The sequence below is a fragment of the Kitasatospora sp. NBC_00315 genome (assembly GCF_041435095.1).
Classification (GTDB): domain Bacteria; phylum Actinomycetota; class Actinomycetes; order Streptomycetales; family Streptomycetaceae; genus Kitasatospora.
In genome coordinates this window covers 2,425,791-2,443,556 of sequence record NZ_CP108025.1, presented here as the reverse complement: position 1 = coordinate 2,443,556, position 17,766 = coordinate 2,425,791, and the positions used below count along the sequence as shown (strand labels likewise).

The window sequence follows — 17,766 nt, the reverse complement described above, 5'->3', positions numbered from 1 at the left end:
CCGTCCGCGGACCGCAGTGCACGGTGTACGGACGGCTTCGGCCAGTCTGCCTCATCCGGCCCGGCGGCCCGGTCGGGCCCGTCGGTAGAGTGCGGGCATGAGCGACAGTGCGGTGCTGCACATCAGGGGCCGGGTGCTGGTCGGCCCGCAGGACGTCCGGGACGAACTCTGGGTGCTCGACGGCCGGGTGACCTTCGAGCGGCCGGCCGGCGCGACGGACGTCCGGACGATCTCCGGCTGGGTGCTGCCGGGGCTGGTGGACGCCCACTGCCACGTCGGCCTGGACGCGCACGGCGCCGTCGACGCGGAGACCAGCGAGAAGCAGGCGCTCACCGACCGGGACGCCGGCACCCTGCTGATCCGCGACGCCGGGTCGGCCGCCGACACCCGTTGGATCGACGACCGCGAGGATCTGCCCCGGATCATCCGGGCCGGCCGTCACATCGCCCGCACCCGCCGCTACATCCGCAACTACGCCCACGAGATCGAGCCGGGCGACCTGCCCGCGTACGTCCGGGCCGAGGCACGGCGCGGGGACGGCTGGGTGAAGCTGGTCGGGGACTGGATCGACCGCGAGCACGGCGACCTCACGGCCTGCTGGCCCGGGGACGCGCTGGCCGAGGCGATCGCCGCGGCGCACGAGGAGGGTGCGCGGGTCACCGCGCACTGCTTCGCGGCCGCCTCGCTGCCGGATCTGCTGGCCGCCGGCATCGACTGCGTGGAGCACGCCACCGGGCTGACCGAGGAGCTGATCCCGCGGTTCGCGGAGCGCGGCGTGGCGATCGTCCCGACCCTGGTCAACATCGCGACCTTCCCCACGCTGGCCCGGGGCGGCGAGGCGAGGTTCCCGGCCTGGGCCGCGCACATGCGGCGGCTGCACGAGCGCCGGTACGACACGGTCGGGGCGGCGCACGACGCGGGCATCCCGGTCTTCGTCGGGACGGACGCGGGCGGCTCGCTCGCCCACGGCCTGGTCGCCGACGAGGTCGCGGAGCTGGTGAAGGCCGGTCTCTCCCCGGCCGAGGCACTCTCGGCGGCCAGCTGGGGCGCCCGCGCCTGGCTGGGACGGGAGGGCCTGACCGAGGGGGCCGCCGCCGATCTGGTGGTCTACGCGCACGACCCGCGCGCGGACGTCCGGGTGCTGGCTGACCCGCGGTTGGTCGTGCTGAGGGGCCGTCCCGTCGGCTGAGGGCCCGTCCGGTCCGCCGGAGCTGGGCCGATAGGGTGACGGCATGGCACCCCGTCCACTGAACGAGATCGTCGAGCCCGGCTGGGCCACCGCGCTGGAGCCGGTCGCGGGGCGGGTGGCCGCCATGGGCGACTTCCTGCGCGCAGAGATCACCGCGGGCCGCACCTACCTGCCCTCCGGGGCCAACGTACTGCGGGCCTTCCAACAGCCGTTCGCCTCGGTACGGGTGCTGATCGTCGGGCAGGACCCGTACCCGACCCCCGGCCACGCGGTGGGGCTGAGCTTCTCGGTGGCGCCGGAGGTCCGGCCGATCCCGGGCAGTCTGATCAACATCTTCCAGGAGTACGGCCAGGATCTCGGCCTGCCCCGGCCCGCCAACGGCGACCTCACACCCTGGACGCAGCAGGGGGTGCTGCTGCTGAACCGCGCGCTGACCACCGCCCCCGGCAAGCCGGCCGCGCACCGCGGCAAGGGGTGGGAGGAGGTCACCGAGCAGGCGATCACGGCGCTGGTGGCGCGCGGGGGCCCGCTGGTGGCGATCCTCTGGGGACGCGACGCCCGTAACCTGCGCCCGTTGTTGGGGCCGGTGCCGGCGGTGGAGTCGGCGCACCCGAGCCCGATGTCGGCGAGCGGCGGCTTCTTCGGCTCGCGTCCGTTCAGCCGGGCCAACCAGCTGCTGGTCGAACAGGGCGCCCAGCCGGTCGACTGGCGGCTTCCCTAGCCCGGGTCGGCCTCCCCGGCCCGGGGTGGCCGCCAGGATCGGACTCCCCGGCCCGGATCGGCGGCCCCGCCCGAGAGCACCTCCGGCAATGATCGGCGTCAACCTCACTCGAATGGGTGAACTGACGCTCCGTGTTGCTCATGTGACGGATTGTTCGAAGAGGATGGCAGCAGTCGAGAGCGGCAGCCTTCCCCCGGTTCGGCGCGGAGCATTCCCGCGCGCGGGGTGACATCGGTGGCGCGCTCTCTCCCGATCGCCATCCGTGTGGGGGTTCCTCCGTTGTCGTCCTCTTTCCTGCGTGTCGCCGCCGCCCTGGTCGTCGCGGCCGCCGCTCTGCCCGCCTCGGTCGCCCACGCCGACGGCGCCTCCCCGCCTGCTTCCCCGCCTGCTTCCCCGGCCGGGGCCCCGGCCGGGGGCTCGGCCCGCGCCGTCACGGCCGAGGTCGACCTGGACGTCCGCCTGTTGAACAACGCCGTGGACGTCCCCGTGAACATCTCGTTGAACAAGGTGGAGAGCCCGGCGCGCCGGGACGGCTCGGTGCTCACGGCCAAGGTCGACGGCGTGGACCAGCAGGGGCCGGTCACCCTGGTCAAGGCCGACGTCGGCCGGTCCACCACCACGGTCGACGCCAAGGGCGCCTCCGCCGGCGTCACCCTGGCCAACGCCGACGTCCACGCGCCCGGGCTGCCGTTCACCAGTCTGCTCGGCCTGGAGGCGCTCAGCGCCTCGGTCACCTGCCCGGTCGACGGCCCGCCCACCGCCGACGTCACCTCCCCGCTCAAGCTGACCCTGCTCGGGAGGCCGGTCGCCGTCGGCCTGTACGCGCCGACCAAGGTGGACGTACCGGCGGTCGGCAGCGTCTCGGTCGAGTTCGCCAAGCGCACGACCACCTCCGCCACCGCCGCCGCCTCGGCCCTGGAGGTGCAGGTGGAGGTGAACCCGCTCAATCTGAACGTCGCCAAGGTGACCGGGCGGATCACGATCGCCTCGGTCAGCTGCGAGAAGCCGGTCGCCACCGCGACCCCCGCCGCCCCGGCGGCCGCGAGCGGCACCCCGGCCGCCCGTCCCGTCGTGGACGTCGCCGGCAGGCCGGCGAGCGCCGCTCCGAGCACCGCCGCCGGTGAGCACCTCGCCGCCACCGGCGCCGGTGGCAGCCTCCCGCTGGCCGCGGGCGCCGCCGTCCTGCTGGCCGCCGGCGCCGGCGCGCTCCGGGCGACCCGCCGGCGCAGGGCGCACGTACGCAGGCACTGAGCGAGCCGGGCGCGCGAGCCGCTCCGGGGTGCGCCTGCGCGCATCCCGGAGTGACACCGGAGGCACTCCCGAAGCGTGACGGGGCCGCTGCGGACAGTTGGTTTACATGGGCGACACATAGGAGGAACAACCGGGAAACGGTGACTTGCGACGCTACGCGGGCACCCACCACTCAGTTTGCGAGGTTCACCGCCGTGGCAATCAAGGCCGAGTACATCTGGATCGACGGCACGCAGCCGACCGCCAAGCTCCGCTCCAAGACTCGGATCCTGGCCAACGCGGACAAGATTCCGACCTGGGGCTTCGACGGTTCGTCGACCAACCAGGCCGAGGGTCACGCGTCGGACCGCGTTCTGGCTCCGGTCCGGACCCTCCCGGACCCGATCCGCGGCGGCGACAACATCCTCGTCCTGTGCGAGGTCAACGAGATCGACGGCACCCCGCACGTCTCGAACACCCGCGCCCTGCTGCGCCCGATCGCCGAGCAGTTCGCCGCTCAGGAGGCGATCTTCGGCATCGAGCAGGAGTACACCTTCTTCAAGGGCTCGCGCCCGCTCGGCTTCCCCGAGGGCGGCTTCCCGGCCCCGCAGGGCGGCTACTACTGCGGCATCGGCGCCGAGGAGGTCTTCGGTCGCGAGATCGTCGAGCTGCACCTCGACCGCTGCCTCGCCGCCGGTCTCGCGATCTGCGGCATCAACGCCGAGGTCATGCCCGGCCAGTGGGAGTTCCAGATCGGCCCGGTCGACGCGCTGACCGTCTCCGACGACCTCTGGGTCGCCCGCTACCTGCTCTACCGCACCGCGGAGGAGTTCGGCATCGACGCCACCCTGGACGCCAAGCCCGTGCGCGGCGACTGGAACGGCGCCGGCGCGCACACCAACTTCTCCACCAAGGCCATGCGTGAGGGCTACGACGCCATCATCACCGCCTGCGAGTCGCTCGGCGCCTCCCAGGAGAAGGTCCTGGAGCACGTCAAGCAGTACGGCTTCGGCATCGAGTCGCGCCTGACCGGCCTGCACGAGACCGCCCCGTGGAACGTCTACAGCTACGGCGTCTCCAACCGCGGCGCCTCGGTCCGCATCCCGTGGCAGGTCGAGGTGGAGCAGAAGGGCTACATCGAGGACCGTCGCCCGAACGCCAACGTCGACCCGTACGTGGTGACCCGCCTCATGGTCAACACCTGCTGCTCCGCGCTGGAGAAGGCCGGCCAGGTCTGAGCCTGACGGCTCCCTGAAATGCCTCGACGCCCGCCGGCCCCGCACAGGGGGCCGGCGGGCGTCTTCGTGGCGTGCGGCGACGCGCTGCCCGCCCACCGGGAGGCAGTCGGCCCAGCCCGGGCCGGGAACGCGAGGACGCAGCCCTCCCGCGGCCGCGGGAGGGCTGCGCAGGCCGGGGCCGCCGTCCGGCCGGTGTGACGCGGCTCAGGCCAGGACGCCGGCCAGCGCAGCCAGGAAGGCGTCGGTGGTCTCCTCGTCGCGGACGGCGATCCGCAGCCAGTCCGGGCCGAGGCCCGGGAAGGTGTCGCCGCGCCGCACCGCGTAGCCCGCCTCCCGCAGCCGCAGCCGGACCTGCGCCGCGCCGGGCAGCTCCACCAGGACGAACGACGCGGCCGACTCACCGTGCACCCGGACACCCGGGACGGCGGCCAGGCCGGCGAGCAGGTGGGCGCGTCGGCCGGCCAGTTCGTCCGCCGCGCGCTCGGCCTCGGCCAGGGCGGCAGGGGCGCTGCACGCCTCGGCCGCCGCCAGCGCGGGGGTGGAGACCGGCCAGAGCGGCTGCGCGGCGCCGAGCGCGGCGATCAGCGGAGCGGGGCCGAGCACGTACCCGATCCGCAGACCGGCGAGCCCCCAGGTCTTGGTGAGGCTGCGCAGCACCACCAGCCGTCCCGGAAGATCCCGGACGGAGGCCAGCGAGTGCCGCTCGCCGGGGACGGTGTCGATGAACGCCTCGTCCACCACCAGGGTGCGGCCCGGCCGGGCCAGCGCGGCCAGCGCGGCGGCGGGGTGCAGGACGGAGGTGGGGTTGGTGGGATTGCCGACCACGACCAGATCGGCCTCCTCGGGCACCGCGTCCGGGTCCAGCCGGAAGCCGTCCCCGGGCGTCAGCAGGACCCGTTCGACCGCGTGCCCGGCGTCCCGCAGGGCCGCCTCGGGCTCGGTGAACTGCGGGTGGACGACCACCACACGACGGGTGGCCAGGACGCGCGCCAGCAGGACGAAGGCCTCCGCGGCGCCGGCCGTGAGCAGCACCTCGTCCGTCGGCCGGCCGTGCCGGGCGGCCACGGCGGCGTGGGCCGCCGCCTGGTCGGGGTAGGCGGCGAGGCCGGTGATCGTCGCGGCGAGGTGGTCCCGCAGCCAGGCCGGCGGCGTGCCGGTGCGGACGTTCACCGCCAGATCGACCAGCCCCGGCGTGCGGACCTCCGCGTCGCCGTGATGGCGCAGATCGGGTTCGACGGCGGCTTCGGTGCTGGTCACGGCGCTGCTCCTGCGGGGTTCGGACGGACGGACGGCTCTGCGCGGCGGCCCGCCGCCACGGCGACCGTGGCCGTCGCCGACCGCCGCTTGGGGACGAGGAGTTCGCCGCCCGGCAGGCCGATCAGCGCGGCCGCCTCGGCGACGCTGGGCGTACCGACCCGGGCGAGGACCGCGTCGGACGGGTGGGGCACGGCGACGGCGGCCAGCGCCGCGGCCGGATGCGCGGCCAGCGGCACCCCGAGCGTCTCGGCGGCCTGCCGCAGGCCCGGCTCCCGGGCCCGCTCGTCCAGGGTGGCCAGACGCAGGATCGCGGACGGCTCCAGCCCGGCCTGCGCGAGGCTCTCACCGATCAGCCGGAGCAACTCCTCAGCCCGGACGCCGCTGCGGGCGCCGATCCCGATGACCAGGGTGCGCGAAGAGCCCGGCCCGTCCACGCTGCTCCCCGCTCCCGCCGCCCGATCGCCGCTCGGCGGCCCCGAAATCCCACCACGGCGCGGCCGGGCGGGTCAATCGTGGCGCCTGTGACGTGTGACGCCGGGGGCTCGGCGTCGCGCGGTCGTTGTTCGTCTGTTCTTCACTTCGCTTGCGCGGTACACGACACCGTGCCGACCCTAGTGTTACGGCGCTCCGCTCCCCATCCGCCCCCGTGCTCGGAGGACCGCATGCCCTTCGCCCGTTCCAGCAAGCGCCCCCGTCGTCCCCTCACCGCACTCGCGGCAGGCTTCGGCCTGGTCGCCGGCTCGCTCGGCATCTGGGCTGCCACCGGCAGCACCGCCCAGGCCGTGACCGGCCTGCCCACGCCCGACCACGTGATCGTCGTGGTGATGGAGAACCACGCCTACTCGCAGGTCATCGGCAGCTCCAGCGCGCCGTACATCAACAACACCCTGAAGGCTGGCGGCGCCAACCTCACCGCCTCCTACGGGCTCACCCACCCCAGCGAGCCCAACTACTACATGCTGTTCTCCGGCAGCGCCCAGGGCCGCACCGACGACAGCTGTGTCGGCGTCGGCTCGATCTCCGCGCCCAACCTCGGCTCCGAGCTGATCGCGGCCGGCAAGACCTGGGGCAGCTACAACGAGACCCTGCCGAGCCAGGGCTCGACGGTCTGCTCCAGCGGCAACTACGCGCAGAAGCACAACCCCTGGTTCGGTTTCGGCAACGTGCCGACCAACACCGCGTACACCTTCGCGCAGTTCCCGACCGACTACACCAAGCTGCCGAAGGTCTCCTTCGTGGTGCCGAACCTGTGCAGCGACATGCACGACTGCTCGGTCTCGACCGGCGACACCTGGATCAAGAACAACCTCGGCGCGTACGCGACCTGGGCGCAGACCCACAACAGCCTCCTGGTCGTCACCTTCGACGAGGACAACAAGCTCTCCGGCAACAAGATCCCGACCGTGCTGTACGGCCAGCACGTGACGGCGGGCAGCAGCTCGGGCACCACCTACAACCACTACAACGTGCTGCGCACCCTGGAGGACCTCGCCGGGCTCACCAGCCACGCGGGCAACGCCGCCACCGCCGCCGACATCACCGGCATCTGGAACTGACGGCCGTGTACCTCGCGGATCGCCGCGGCACCACCGCGCCGGCCTCCGCCGCCTCCGCCCCGGGCACCGGCCCGGGGCGGCGGGCGGCCGCCGTGCCCGCCACCGTGCTCGCCCTGGGCGCCGTCAGCCTGATCACCGACGTGTCGTCCGAGATGGTCAGCGCCGTGCTGCCGCTCTACCTGCTCACCGGGCTCGGTCTCTCACCGCTCGGCTTCGGGGTGCTGGACGGCATCAACAACGGCGTCGGCGCCCTCGTCCGGCTGGTCGGCGGCCACCTCGCCGACCGGGGCCGCGGCGGGCACAAGACGGTCGCCGCCGTCGGCTACGGGCTCTCCGCCCTCTGCAAGCCGCTGCTCCTGCTCGCCCACACGGTGCCGGTGATCGGCGCCGTGCTGGCCGTCGACCGTACCGGCAAGGGCCTGCGCACCGCCCCCCGGGACGCGATGATCTCGCTCGCCACCGAGCCCGAGCACCGGGGCCGGGCGTTCGGCGTGCACCGTGCGATGGACACCGCCGGCGCCCTGATCGGGCCGCTGGTCGCGTTCGGGGTGCTGCGCCTGGCGGTGGACGGCTACGACGCGGTGTTCGCGGTCAGCGGCTGCGTCGCGGCGCTCGGCGTGCTGGTGCTGCTGCTCTTCGTGCCGGGCCGGGCGCGCGCGACCGCCCCGGCCACCGCGGCGGTGTCCCTGCGGGACGCCTTCGCGCTGCTGCGGCTGCCCAGGCTGCGCCGGCTCACGCTCTGCGCGGTGCTGCTCGGGCTCACCACCGTCAGCGACTCGTTCCTCTACCTGCTGCTGCAGCGCCGGCTGGGACTGTCCACCCACCTGTTCCCGCTGCTTGCGCTCGGTACCGCCGCCGCCTTCCTGCTGCTGGCCGTGCCGCTCGGCGCCCTGGCGGACCGGATCGGCCGCCGCCTGCTGTTCCTGGCCGGCCACGGCGTCCTGCTGCTGGCGTACGGGCTGCTGCTCGGCCCGGCCTCCGGTGGCGCGGTGGCGCTCTGCGTCCTGCTGCTGCACGGCGCGTTCTACGCCTGCACCGACGGTGTGCTGGCGGCGGCCGCCGCCGACGCGGCACCCGCGGAGCAGCGCGGCGCCGGCCTCGCGCTGGTCGGCACCGGGCAGGCACTGGCCCGGTTCGCCTGCTCGCTCGTCTTCGGCGCGCTCTGGAGCGCGGTCGGCGGCCCGAGCGCGCTCGGCTGGTTCGCCGGCGCCCTCGCCCTCTGTGTGGCGGGCGCCTTTCTCGTCCTGCGCGAGCCCGCCGGGGACCGCGCACCCGACCCCTCGGAGATGGCCCTGTGAGTTTCCGTGCCCGGCTGCTGACCCTGCTGGTGGCCGTCCTGTTGCTGGGCTCCGTCGGCGCCGGCGCGGTGCTGTACGCGGCCGACCGCTCGGCCCGCCACGAGCAGGCGCAGCCGGGCGGCCCGGTCGTCGAGGCGGGCGCCGTCTCGCTGCGGACGCCCACCGGGGGACGGGAGCTGGTGTTCCGCAACATGGCCTGGGGCCCGCACCACGACGAGCTCGCCACCGTCCCGGCCGACCGGCCCGACGGCGCCCGGACCGCCTCCGGCGTGCAGTGCCTGCGCTTCCACGCGGCGGCGGGCACCGGCGTCTGCCTGCAGGCCGAGCGCGGCGCCCTGCAGGACACCTACCGGGCCGTGATCCTGGACGACCAGCTGCACGAGCTGCGGCACTTCCCGGTGGACGGCATCCCCACCCGGGCCCGGGTATCGCCCTCGGGCCACCTCGCCGCCTGGACGGTCTTCGTCAGCGGGGACTCCTACGCCGGAACCGACTTCTCCACCCGCACCTCCGTCGTCGACACCCGGGACTGGAGCCTGCAGGAGAACCTCGAAACCTTCGCCGTCGTCAAGGACGGCCGCCCCTACCAGGCGCACGACGTCAACATCTGGGGCGTCACCTTCGCCGACGACAGCACCTTCTACGCCACCCTGGCGAGCGGCGGTCAGACGTACCTGGTCCACGGCGATCTCGGCGCCCGCACCCTCACCACGCTGCACCAGAACGTGGAGTGCCCCTCCCTGTCGCCGGACGGCACCAGGATCGCGTACAAGAAGCGCGTTCCCGGGGCCTCGCCCGACGCGCCCTGGCGGCTGTACGTGCTGGATCTGGCGACCATGACCGAGAGGGCGACCGCGGAGCAGCGCAACATCGACGACCAGGCGCTGTGGTCGGACGCCTCCACGCTGGTCTACTCGCTGCCCGGTGACTTCGGCTCCGACCTGTGGACGGTGCCGGCCGACGGCAGCGGGGCGGCGACCAGGCTGCTGAGCGCGGCGGTGGCCCCGGCGTACCTGGGCTGACGTCCGGCGCCCGGCCGGCCGGCTCCGCGATCCGCCCCACGGGCCGGCGCCGGCAGCACTGCTCGGGGCTCCGGTGCGGGCCGTGCGGCGGGGCCCCACGCTCCCGGAGCGTCATCCCCCGGAGCGCCCGCCCGCCGCGAACAGCGCCGCCCCGGCGACCAGGTGCTCCGCGAGCTGCGGCGCCCCGGCCCAGTGCAGGTGCAGGTAGGAGGCGTGCACGGTGGCGCCCGCGAAGCCCTCGGTCCGGGGACCGGCGGGGGTGCGCCAGCCCCAGGCCGGCAGCTCGCCCGCGCCGGGCTCGCAGACCGTGCGGTGGAACTCGTGGCCGCGTACCCGGGTACCGACCCGGGCCAGCGGGGAGTCGTTCAGGGCGACCGCCTCGCGGTAGCCGAGGGTGAGCCGTTCGGTCATCCGGGCCCGGGTGTCCAGCACGCCGCACATCGGCAGGCCGTCCAACTCCTCGCCCAGGTAGAGCAGTCCGGCGCACTCGGCGGCCACCGGCGCCCCCGCGTCGGCGAGTGCGCGGATCGCCCCGCGCAACGCGGTGTTGGCACTCAGCTCCGAGACGTACATCTCGGGGAATCCGCCGCCGATCACCAGTGCGGCCGTGCCCTCGGGCAGGCCGTCGGCGTGCAACGGGTCGAAGGGCAGCACCTCGGCGCCGGCGGCCGCGAGCAGTTCGGCGTTCTCGGCGTACGAGAAGGAGAACGCCGCGCCCGAGGCGAGGGCGATCCGGGGGCGCGGGCCCGCCACCGGGGTGACCTCGGCGGCCGGATCCCAAGGGGTCTCGGCGAGCGGGGGAGCCGTCCGGGCGAGGGCCAGCACGGCGTCCAGGTCGACCGAGGCGGCGATCAGGGCGCCCATGTCCCGTACCGCGCGCAGGGCTTCGGCGGAGCGCTCCGCGGCCGGGATCAGGCCCAGGTGCCGGGAGGGCGTGGCCACCGCGGCGGAGCGGCGCACCGAGCCGAGGACGGGCACGCCCGAACCCTCCTCCAGGGCCTCGCGCAGCAGGTGTTCGTGCCGGTCGGAGGCGACCCGGTTGAGGATCACCCCGGCGAGCCGGACCTCCGGGTCCCAGGAGGCGAAGCCGTGCACCAGCGCGGCCACCGAGCGGGACTGCGAGGAGGCGTCCACCACCAGCACCACCGGCGCGCGCAGGAGCTTGGCCACGTGCGCGGTGGAGGCCAGCTCGCCCTGGCCGGAGGCGCCGTCGAACAGCCCCATGACACCCTCGACCACCGCGACGTCCGCCCCGGCCGCGCCGTGCAGGAACAGCGGTGCCACCCGCCCGGGGCCGCACATGTAGGCGTCCAGGTTGCGGCCCGGCCGCCCGGCGGCCAGCGAGTGGTAGCCGGGGTCGATGTAGTCCGGGCCGACCTTGTGCGGGGAGACCGCCAGGCCCCGGGCGGCGAGCGCGGCCATCAGCCCGGTGGCGACGGTGGTCTTGCCCGTGCCGGAGGCCGGTGCGGCGACGACGAGGCGGGGGATGTTCACAGGGGTCGCCGCTCTACCACTCGATGCCGCGCTGGCCCTTGCGGCCCGCGTCCATGGGGTGCTTGACCTTGGTCATCTCGGTGACCAGGTCCGCGAGAGCGGTCAGCGGCTCCTTGGCGTAGCGGCCGGTGATCACCACGTGCTGGCTGCCCGGGCGGTCCCTGAGCACCGCGACCACCTCGTCCACGTCGACCCACCCCCAGTACATCGGGTAGGTGAACTCGTCCAGCACGTAGAAGCGGTAGGTCTCGGCGGCCAGATCGCGCTTGACCTGCTCCCAGCCCTCCCTGGCCGCCTCCTCGCTGGACTCGACCATGTCGGCGTTGCGCTGGACCCAGGACCAGCCCTCCCCCATCTTGTGCCAGGCCACCGTGCCGCCCTCGCCGGAGGCGCCGAGCACGCGCAGCGCGTTCTCCTCCCCGACCTTCCACTTGGCGGACTTCACGAACTGGAACACCCCGATCGGCCAGCCCTGGTTCCAGGCCCGCAGCGCCATGCCGAACGCGGCCGTGGACTTGCCCTTGCCGGGGCCGGTGTGCACGGCGGTGATCGGCAGCGTCCGGCGCTGACGTGTGGTCAGACCGTCGTCGGGGACGGTCTCCGGCTTGCCCTGCGGCATGGTCAGGCCGCCTTTCGGTTGGAGTGGGAGGGGCGGTGGGCGTGCACGAGGGCGGCCACGCCCTCGGCCCGCAGTTCGTCCAGGGTGACGGCGTCCGCGCCGAGCTGCCCGGCCAGCCTGCGGGCCAGGCCCAGCCGCACCGGGCCGGCCTCGCAGTCCAACACGACACTCGCCGGCCCCCGGGCGGCCAGCAGCGCGGCGGCCCGGCCGGCCTCGGCCAGCGCGCCCGGCCCGCCGGTGGCCCGGCCGTCGGTGACGACCACCAGCAGCGGACGGCGGTGCGGGTCGCGCATCCGCTCCACCCGCAGCGTCTCGTGGGCCCGCAGCAGCCCGGCCGCCAGCGGCGTACGGCCACCCGTCGGCAGCGACTCCAGCCGGGCGGCGCCGACCTCCACGGAGGAGGTCGGCGGCAGCGCCAGCTCGGCGGTGGTGCCCCGGAAGGTGATCAGGCCGACCTTGTCCCGCCGCTGGTAGGCGTCCATCAGGAGGGACAGCACGGCGCCCTTGACGGCGGTCATCCGCTGCCGGGCGGCCATCGAGCCGGACGCGTCGACCAGGAAGAGCACCAGGTTGGACTCCCGGCCCTGGCGCACCTGCTCGCGGAAGTCGTCCCGGCGCAGCTCCAGCGCCACGCCCGCCCGCCCGCGGGCGTGCTGGTGCGGGGCGGCGGCCTGCAGGGTGGCGGAAAGGTGCAGCCGGCTCAGCACGCCGGCCGGACGGCGGGCACGGACGGTGTGGCCGCCGTCCGTCTCGGCGGGGGAGCGGCGGCCCTGGGCGCCCTTGCCGGTGCCGGGCACCTTGAACAGCCGGGTGCGGTAGGGCTCGTCGGCCGCGACCGGCGCCTTCTCACGACCGGGCGCGGGAGCGGGAGCGGGGCTCTGCGCGGGGAGCTCCGGTGCCGGGACGTCGCCGGCCGGGGTCTCCCGGTCGGGTCCGTCCTGGGCGGGGGCGTCGGTCGGTGCGGGCGGGTCGGCGGGGTCGGGGGCGCCGCCGCCGGGGCCCTCACCGCCGCCGTCCGGGTCGTCCTCGGGACCTTCGCCCTCCGGCAGCCCGCCCTCGGGCGGCTCGGGACGGTCGTCGGGCTCGGGTTCGGGCTCCGGCTCGGCGTGCTCCTCCAACGTCCGGTCCAGCTTCTCCTCGTCCAGCCCCGGCGCGTCGAAGGGGTTGCGTCGGCGGCGGTGCGGCAGGGCGAGCCTGGCGGCCCGGCGGACGTCCTCCTCCAGTACGGCGGTCCGGCCGGCCCAGGCGGCCAGGGCGACGGCGGTGCGGGCCATCACGATGTCGGCGCGCAGCCCGTCCACCTCGAACGCCGCGCAGACGGCGGTGATCTGGCGCAGCGCCGCATCGGTCAGCACCACCTCGGGCAGCAGCGCGCGGGCCGTGCCGATCCGTGCGGCGAGGTCGCGCTCGTCCTCGGCGAACCGGTCGGCGAAGGCCGCCGGGTCGGCGTCGTAGGCCAGGCGGCGGCGGACCACCTCGGCCCGCTCGCGCGGATCGCGGGTGGCCGCGATCTCGACCGTCAGACCGAAGCGGTCGAGCAGCTGCGGGCGCAGCTCGCCCTCCTCCGGGTTCATGGTGCCGACCAGCAGGAAGCGGGCGGCGTGCCGCACCGAGACACCCTCGCGCTCGACGTACGAGCGGCCCATCGCGGCGGCGTCCAGCAGCAGGTCGACGACGTGGTCCTGGAGCAGGTTGACCTCGTCGATGTAGAGCACGCCCCGGTGGGCCCTGGCCAGCAGCCCGGGCTCGTAGGCCTTCACCCCCTCGGCCAGCGCGCGTTCCAGGTCGAGCGAGCCGACGATCCGGTCCTCGGTGACGCCGACCGGCAGTTCGACCAGGTGGGCGGCGCGGGCGGCCTCGGCGGCGCCGTCGTGCGGGCCGTCCGGGCACTGCGGGTCGGGGTCGGCCGGGTCGCAGGCGAAACGGCAGCCGGCCACGGTGGCGATCGACGGCAGCAGGCCGGCCAGCGCCCGCACCATGGTCGACTTGGCGGTGCCCTTCTCGCCGCGCACCAGCACCCCGCCGACCGCGGGGGAGACCGCGTTGAGCAGCAGTCCGAGCCGCAGGTCGGCCATGCCGACGATCGCGGTGAACGGGTATCGGACGTCACTCATCGGTGTCCCTCTCCTCGGCCGGTCCTTCAACATCCGTACCCGTCAAGCTCTTCACGGCGCACCCGGCGGCACGAACGGCAGCCCGTCGGCCGGGACGCCGCCCTCGATCAGCCGCCACAGCGCGTCGGTGTCGGCATGCTCCGCGATCAGGTCGCCGAGCCGGTCCAGGCGCTGCTCGCGCGCCAGGGCGAACGAGGTGTCCGGCGCCGGCACGAACGCACGGCCGGCCAGCTTCGCGACCTCCCGCAGGAGTTCGCGGCGGAAGCCGTCGTTCTCCAGCACGCCGTGCCAGGTGGTGCCCCAGACCGCGCCGTGCCGGCAGCCGTCCAGGGCCCCGCCGCGGCCGTCCGAGACGAACGGCTCGCCGCCCTCGACGGCGACCACGCCGTGGTGGATCTCGTACCCCGCGACCGGCTGCCCGTACGCCTCGCCGACGGGGCGGGCGAGCACCTTCTCGGCTCCGAAGCGCACCCGGGCGGGCAGCAGCCCGAGGCCCTGGACGGCGCCGGCCCCCGACTCGACCTCGTCCACGATCTCGCCGGCCAGCATCTGGTAGCCGCCGCAGACGCCGAGCACCGGCAGGCCGGCGCCGGCCCGGGCCCGCAGCGCCGGCTCCAGGCCGCGCTCGCGCAGCCAGGCCAGGTCCGCGACCGTCGCCCGGGTGCCGGGCAGGATCACCAGATCCGCGTCGGCCAGCTCCTCGGGCCGGGTGGCCCAGCGGACCAGCACCCCGGGCTCCTGGGCCAGCGCGTCCAGGTCGGTGAAGTTGGACAGCCGGGGAAAGCGCACCACGGCCACCCGCAGCACGTCCGCGCCGTACGGGCCGCGGGCGTCCTCGCGGTCCACCACGGTCGAGAGGTCGAGCGAGTCCTCGGCGTCCAGCCACAGCCCCTTGAGCATCGGCAGGGTGCCGAGCACCGGACGGCCGGTCAGGCCGTGCAGCATCTCCAGGCCGGGCCGCAGCAGCCGGGCGTCGCCGCGGAACTTGTTGACGAACCAGCCGGCCACATGCCGCTGGTCCTCGGCGGAGAGCAGCGCGAGCGTGCCGTACATCGCCGCGAACACCCCGCCCCGGTCGATGTCGCCGACCACGACCACCGGCAGGCCGGCGGCGGTGGCCAGGCCCATGTTGGCGATGTCGCGGTCGCGCAGGTTGATCTCGGCCGGCGAGCCCGCGCCCTCGCAGACCACCACGTCGTAGCGGCCGCGCAGATCGGCCAGGCACTCCAGGGACCGTTCCAGCAGGACGGGCTTGCGCTCGCGGTAGTCCAGCGCGCCGACCTCGGCGACCGCCCGTCCGAGCAGCACCACCTGGCTGCGGCCGTCCGCGCCCGGCTTGAGCAGCACCGGGTTCATCGCCGCCTCCGGCTCGACCCCGGCCGCCTGGGCCTGCATCGCCTGCGCGCGGCCGATCTCGGCGCCGTCGGCCGTGACGAAGGAGTTGAGCGACATGTTCTGCGCCTTGAACGGCGCCACGCTCACACCCTGCCGGGCCAGCCACCGGCAGATCCCGGCGGTGACCACGCTCTTGCCCGCGTCCGAGGTCGTCCCGGCGACCAGCAGTGCGCCACTCAATTCAGGCCACCCTCTCGTTGACCGCCGACGCGTTGACCGCCGACTCGTTGACCGCCGGCCGTGCGGCGGGCGCCGCGCAGCAGGACGTGCCCGGCCACCGTGACGCCGAGGGCGAGCAGGCCGACCCGGCGGGACAGCAGGCAGGCCCGCTCGATGTCGTCCACCCCGACCGGTCGCAGCCCCTCGCCCAGCACCGGCCGGTGCTCGGTGCGCTCGCCGTATCGCAGCGTGCCGCCCAGCCGGACGCCCAGCGCGCCCGCGAAGGCGGCCTCGGCCTGGCCGGCGTTGGGGCTCGGATGGGCGGAGCCGTCCCGCCGCCAGATCTGCCAGGCGGTGGCCGGCCGCGGCGCGGCGCAGACCGTCAGCAGGGCGGTGAGCCGGGCGCCCGGCCAGCCCGCGAGGTCGTCCAGCCGCGCGGAGGCCCAGCCGAAGCGGGCGTGGCGCGGGGAGCGGTGACCGACCATCGCGTCCAGCGTGTTGACCGCGCGGAAGGCGAGCAGGCCGGGCACGCCCGCGAGGGAGCCCCAGACCAGCGCGTTGACCACCGCGTCGGCGGTGTTCTCGGCCACCGACTCCACCACGGCGCGGGCGATCTGCCGCTCGTCGAGCGAACTCGGGTCGCGTCCGCACAGGTGCGGCAGCCGGTCGCGGGCGGCCGCGAGATCGCCCGCGTCGAGGGAGCGTCCGATGGTGCGGGCCTCCCGGGTGAGCGAGGTGCCCCCGAGCACCGTCCAGGTCGCGGCGGCGGTGAGTGCGGCGCGCCCGGCGGGGGAGTGCCGAACCGCGCCCTGGGCCAGCGCGGCGCCGGCCGCGACCGCGCCGACGCAGAGCGCCGTGTAGGCGGCGCCGGCCGCTCGCCGGTCGCGCCAGAGCAGCCGCTCCAGCCGGCCCGCCGCGGTGCCGAAGGCGGCCACCGGGTGGCCGCGGCGGGGGTCGGCGAAGCCGGCGTCGGCGAGGTAGCCGGCGACGGCGCCGAGGGCGAAGGCCGCGCCGCGGTTCAGCCCGCGCACGGCGGGGGCGTGGTGGTGTGGTGGCGCTCTCGGCCGGGGGGCGTCCGGTCCGACGACGGCCGACGGGCGGCCCGGGCAGCCTGCATGGCGTGCGTGTCCTCACTCAGGGTCCGCGCCCTGGATCGACGTACCGGGGGCGAGAGTCTCCTGGCTTCCGGTACGGCACGCCCCCTGGGCCGGTCGCGGGCCCCGAGGGGCGGCTGCGGGCCTGCGGGAACGTGCTCCCCGGTGACAGTGGCGGGACCGCGCCGGATTCGCACCGGCTTCCTCTCCATTTGCCTCCGTTTGGCTGAAGGATCCCATCACGCTGTTCGACCGGGCGTCAACCGAGGCCACGGAGGGTTTGGTCACACGCCGGGCGCGTCGCCGGCACCGGCCCCGCCGCCGGGACCGGCCGCCCGGGCGGCCGCCTGACGGACCGACGGCCGCGCCACCGCCGCCCCGGCCGGGGTGGCGCTACCCGCGTAGTTCCCCTCGGCCGGGGAACCGTCACTACCTCCGAGCGGGGAGCCCGCCGGGCCGAGCGCCCCTGGAGGATTCACCAGTCGCGCCGGGGGGCCCGGTCGCCCGGCTTCGTGCGTTCGGCGACTGGGGCGGCCCGGGCACGGCCCGTACGGTCGACTCCCATGCGACCCAGACAGCCCTCCGCGACGCCGCTGCCCTTCTCGCCGAGGGCGGCCCGGGCGCACCGGGCCGGCCTGGGCCTGACCCCCGCTCAGGTGGCCGAGGGCATGGCCGCGCACGGCGTGCGGTTGCTCCCGGCCCACGTCCTGGGCTGGGAGAGCGGCGAGATCAGGCCGTCGGAGGACGAGTTCATCGCCCTGGCCCGGGCGCTGTGGTGCCCGCCCGTCCAGCTGATGGGCACCCGCCCGGCCTGTCTGCGCGACTTCCGGCTGGCCCGCGAGCTGAGCCGGGAGGAGGCGGCCCGCCGGATCGGGGTGGCGCCCCGGGCCTACCAGGCGGTCGAGGACGGCGGCCAGTGGGGCGGCGACGAGGACCGGACCTACGCCCTGGCCCAGGTACTGGGGCTGACGCTGCGGGACGTGGTGGCGGTGCTCGGGCGCGGGGAGGAGCTCGACCGGCGGCTGCGGCGCGGGGTCGACGGGCGGTGGCAGGCGCAGGTGAAGGCGATCGGGCGGATGGTGCCGGTGCCCGCGCAGACTCTGGGCGCCGTCCTGGCGCAACTGCAGGAGGAGTACCGGGTGACCGGGCACTGGGGCGCCGGCAGCTGGAGCTCCAGTGCCCGGAGCGGGCCCGAGCCGGCCCCGCAGAGCCGTCCGCTCGACGAGCGGTTCTGGGAGCTGATGGCACTGCGCCCCACCGACATACCGGTCTGACCGTCCTCCCGCGCCCTGCGCCCTGCGCCCCGCCCCCTGCCCGTGCCCCCTGCCCCCTGCCCCTGCCCCCTGTCCCCTGCGCCCTGTCCCCTGCGCCCTTGCTCCG

At 75.4% G+C, this 17,766-nt stretch carries 15 protein-coding genes and 1 riboswitch; of the genes, 8 read left to right on the top strand and 7 right to left on the bottom strand.

Annotated elements, in window-relative coordinates:
* The first annotated feature begins 97 nt into the window (after positions 1 to 97).
* The 4 genes from OG823_RS09690 (at position 98) to glnII (ending at position 4,378) form a co-directional block, all read left to right on the top strand.
* Positions 98 to 1,189, top strand: a complete 1,092-nt coding sequence (locus OG823_RS09690; RefSeq protein WP_371479055.1) for an amidohydrolase family protein — start codon at positions 98 to 100, stop codon at positions 1,187 to 1,189.
* A gap of 43 nt (positions 1,190 to 1,232) precedes the next feature.
* A complete protein-coding gene (locus tag OG823_RS09685; protein ID WP_371479054.1) occupies positions 1,233 to 1,910 on the top strand; it encodes a uracil-DNA glycosylase in 678 nt (225 codons plus the stop codon).
* A 279-nt stretch (positions 1,911 to 2,189) separates the two neighbouring features.
* Positions 2,190 to 3,161 carry an SCO1860 family LAETG-anchored protein gene (locus OG823_RS09680; RefSeq protein ID WP_371479053.1) on the top strand — a complete coding sequence of 324 codons (972 nt, stop codon included), beginning with the start codon at positions 2,190 to 2,192 and terminating at the stop codon, positions 3,159 to 3,161.
* 194 nt (positions 3,162 to 3,355) lie between these two features.
* A complete protein-coding gene (gene glnII / locus OG823_RS09675; RefSeq protein WP_371479052.1) occupies positions 3,356 to 4,378 on the top strand; it encodes a glutamine synthetase in 1,023 nt (340 codons plus the stop codon).
* Positions 4,379 to 4,582: 204 nt separating this feature from the next.
* On the opposite strand, the gene cobC is transcribed toward glnII, so the two are convergent.
* Positions 4,583 to 5,635: an Rv2231c family pyridoxal phosphate-dependent protein CobC gene (gene cobC, locus OG823_RS09670; RefSeq protein ID WP_371479051.1), complete on the bottom strand. Its 1,053-nt coding sequence runs from the start codon at positions 5,633 to 5,635 to the stop codon at positions 4,583 to 4,585.
* On the bottom strand, positions 5,632 to 6,069 hold the full coding sequence (locus OG823_RS09665; protein WP_371479050.1) for a cobalamin biosynthesis protein: 438 nt from the start codon (positions 6,067 to 6,069) through the stop codon (positions 5,632 to 5,634). Before OG823_RS09665 ends, cobC begins: the two co-directional genes overlap by 4 nt.
* A 228-nt stretch (positions 6,070 to 6,297) precedes the next feature.
* Here OG823_RS09665 and OG823_RS09660 point away from each other — a divergent pair, with 228 nt between their 5' ends.
* Genes OG823_RS09660 through OG823_RS09650 form a run of 3 tightly spaced genes read left to right on the top strand, consistent with a single transcriptional unit; the run spans position 6,298 to position 9,511 of the window.
* Positions 6,298 to 7,191, top strand: a complete 894-nt coding sequence (locus OG823_RS09660) for an alkaline phosphatase family protein (protein WP_371479049.1) — start codon at positions 6,298 to 6,300, stop codon at positions 7,189 to 7,191.
* A gap of 5 nt (positions 7,192 to 7,196) precedes the next feature.
* Positions 7,197 to 8,489, top strand: coding sequence for an MFS transporter (locus tag OG823_RS09655; RefSeq protein ID WP_371479048.1), 1,293 nt, complete (start codon positions 7,197 to 7,199; stop codon positions 8,487 to 8,489).
* Complete coding sequence (locus OG823_RS09650; RefSeq protein ID WP_371479047.1) at positions 8,486 to 9,511, top strand: TolB family protein; 1,026 nt, start codon at positions 8,486 to 8,488, stop codon at positions 9,509 to 9,511. The genes OG823_RS09655 and OG823_RS09650 overlap by 4 nt, the downstream gene beginning before the upstream one ends.
* A 111-nt stretch (positions 9,512 to 9,622) precedes the next feature.
* Here the strand turns inward: OG823_RS09650 and OG823_RS09645 are convergent, their stop codons facing one another.
* The 5 genes from OG823_RS09645 to OG823_RS09625 are packed head-to-tail and all read right to left on the bottom strand — an operon-like array spanning position 9,623 to position 16,314.
* Positions 9,623 to 11,005: a cobyrinate a,c-diamide synthase gene (locus tag OG823_RS09645; protein ID WP_371479046.1), complete on the bottom strand. Its 1,383-nt coding sequence runs from the start codon at positions 11,003 to 11,005 to the stop codon at positions 9,623 to 9,625.
* A 13-nt stretch (positions 11,006 to 11,018) separates the two neighbouring features.
* Positions 11,019 to 11,624 carry a cob(I)yrinic acid a,c-diamide adenosyltransferase gene (gene cobO, locus OG823_RS09640; RefSeq protein ID WP_371479045.1) on the bottom strand — a complete coding sequence of 202 codons (606 nt, stop codon included), beginning with the start codon at positions 11,622 to 11,624 and terminating at the stop codon, positions 11,019 to 11,021.
* Between the two features lie 2 nt (positions 11,625 to 11,626).
* Entirely contained in the window at positions 11,627 to 13,738 is a 2,112-nt protein-coding gene (locus tag OG823_RS09635) for a putative cobaltochelatase (protein WP_371479044.1), read from the bottom strand.
* Positions 13,739 to 13,789: 51 nt separating this feature from the next.
* On the bottom strand, positions 13,790 to 15,313 hold the full coding sequence (locus OG823_RS09630; protein WP_371479043.1) for a cobyric acid synthase: 1,524 nt from the start codon (positions 15,311 to 15,313) through the stop codon (positions 13,790 to 13,792).
* A complete protein-coding gene (locus OG823_RS09625) occupies positions 15,310 to 16,314 on the bottom strand; it encodes a cobalamin biosynthesis protein (protein ID WP_371484382.1) in 1,005 nt (334 codons plus the stop codon). Before OG823_RS09625 ends, OG823_RS09630 begins: the two co-directional genes overlap by 4 nt.
* A 128-nt stretch (positions 16,315 to 16,442) precedes the next feature.
* A riboswitch (cobalamin riboswitch) is annotated at positions 16,443 to 16,639 on the bottom strand.
* Positions 16,640 to 16,949: 310 nt separating this feature from the next.
* Between OG823_RS09625 and OG823_RS09620 the strand changes: the two genes are divergently transcribed.
* Positions 16,950 to 17,660, top strand: coding sequence for a transcriptional regulator (locus OG823_RS09620; protein WP_371479042.1), 711 nt, complete (start codon positions 16,950 to 16,952; stop codon positions 17,658 to 17,660).
* Positions 17,661 to 17,766 lie beyond the last annotated feature (106 nt).

Bases quoted from the DNA above. Each gene is read 5' to 3' on its own strand.
- OG823_RS09620 (WP_371479042.1), top strand. From the start codon at position 16,950: ATGCGACCCAGACAGCCCTCCGCGACGCCGCTGCCCTTCTCGCCGAGG.
- OG823_RS09690 (WP_371479055.1), top strand. From the start codon at position 98: ATGAGCGACAGTGCGGTGCTGCACATCAGGGGCCGGGTGCTGGTCGGC.
- OG823_RS09635 (WP_371479044.1), bottom strand. From the start codon at position 13,738: ATGAGTGACGTCCGATACCCGTTCACCGCGATCGTCGGCATGGCCGAC.
- cobO (WP_371479045.1), bottom strand. From the start codon at position 11,624: ATGCCGCAGGGCAAGCCGGAGACCGTCCCCGACGACGGTCTGACCACA.
- OG823_RS09685 (WP_371479054.1), top strand. From the start codon at position 1,233: ATGGCACCCCGTCCACTGAACGAGATCGTCGAGCCCGGCTGGGCCACC.
- OG823_RS09660 (WP_371479049.1), top strand. From the start codon at position 6,298: ATGCCCTTCGCCCGTTCCAGCAAGCGCCCCCGTCGTCCCCTCACCGCA.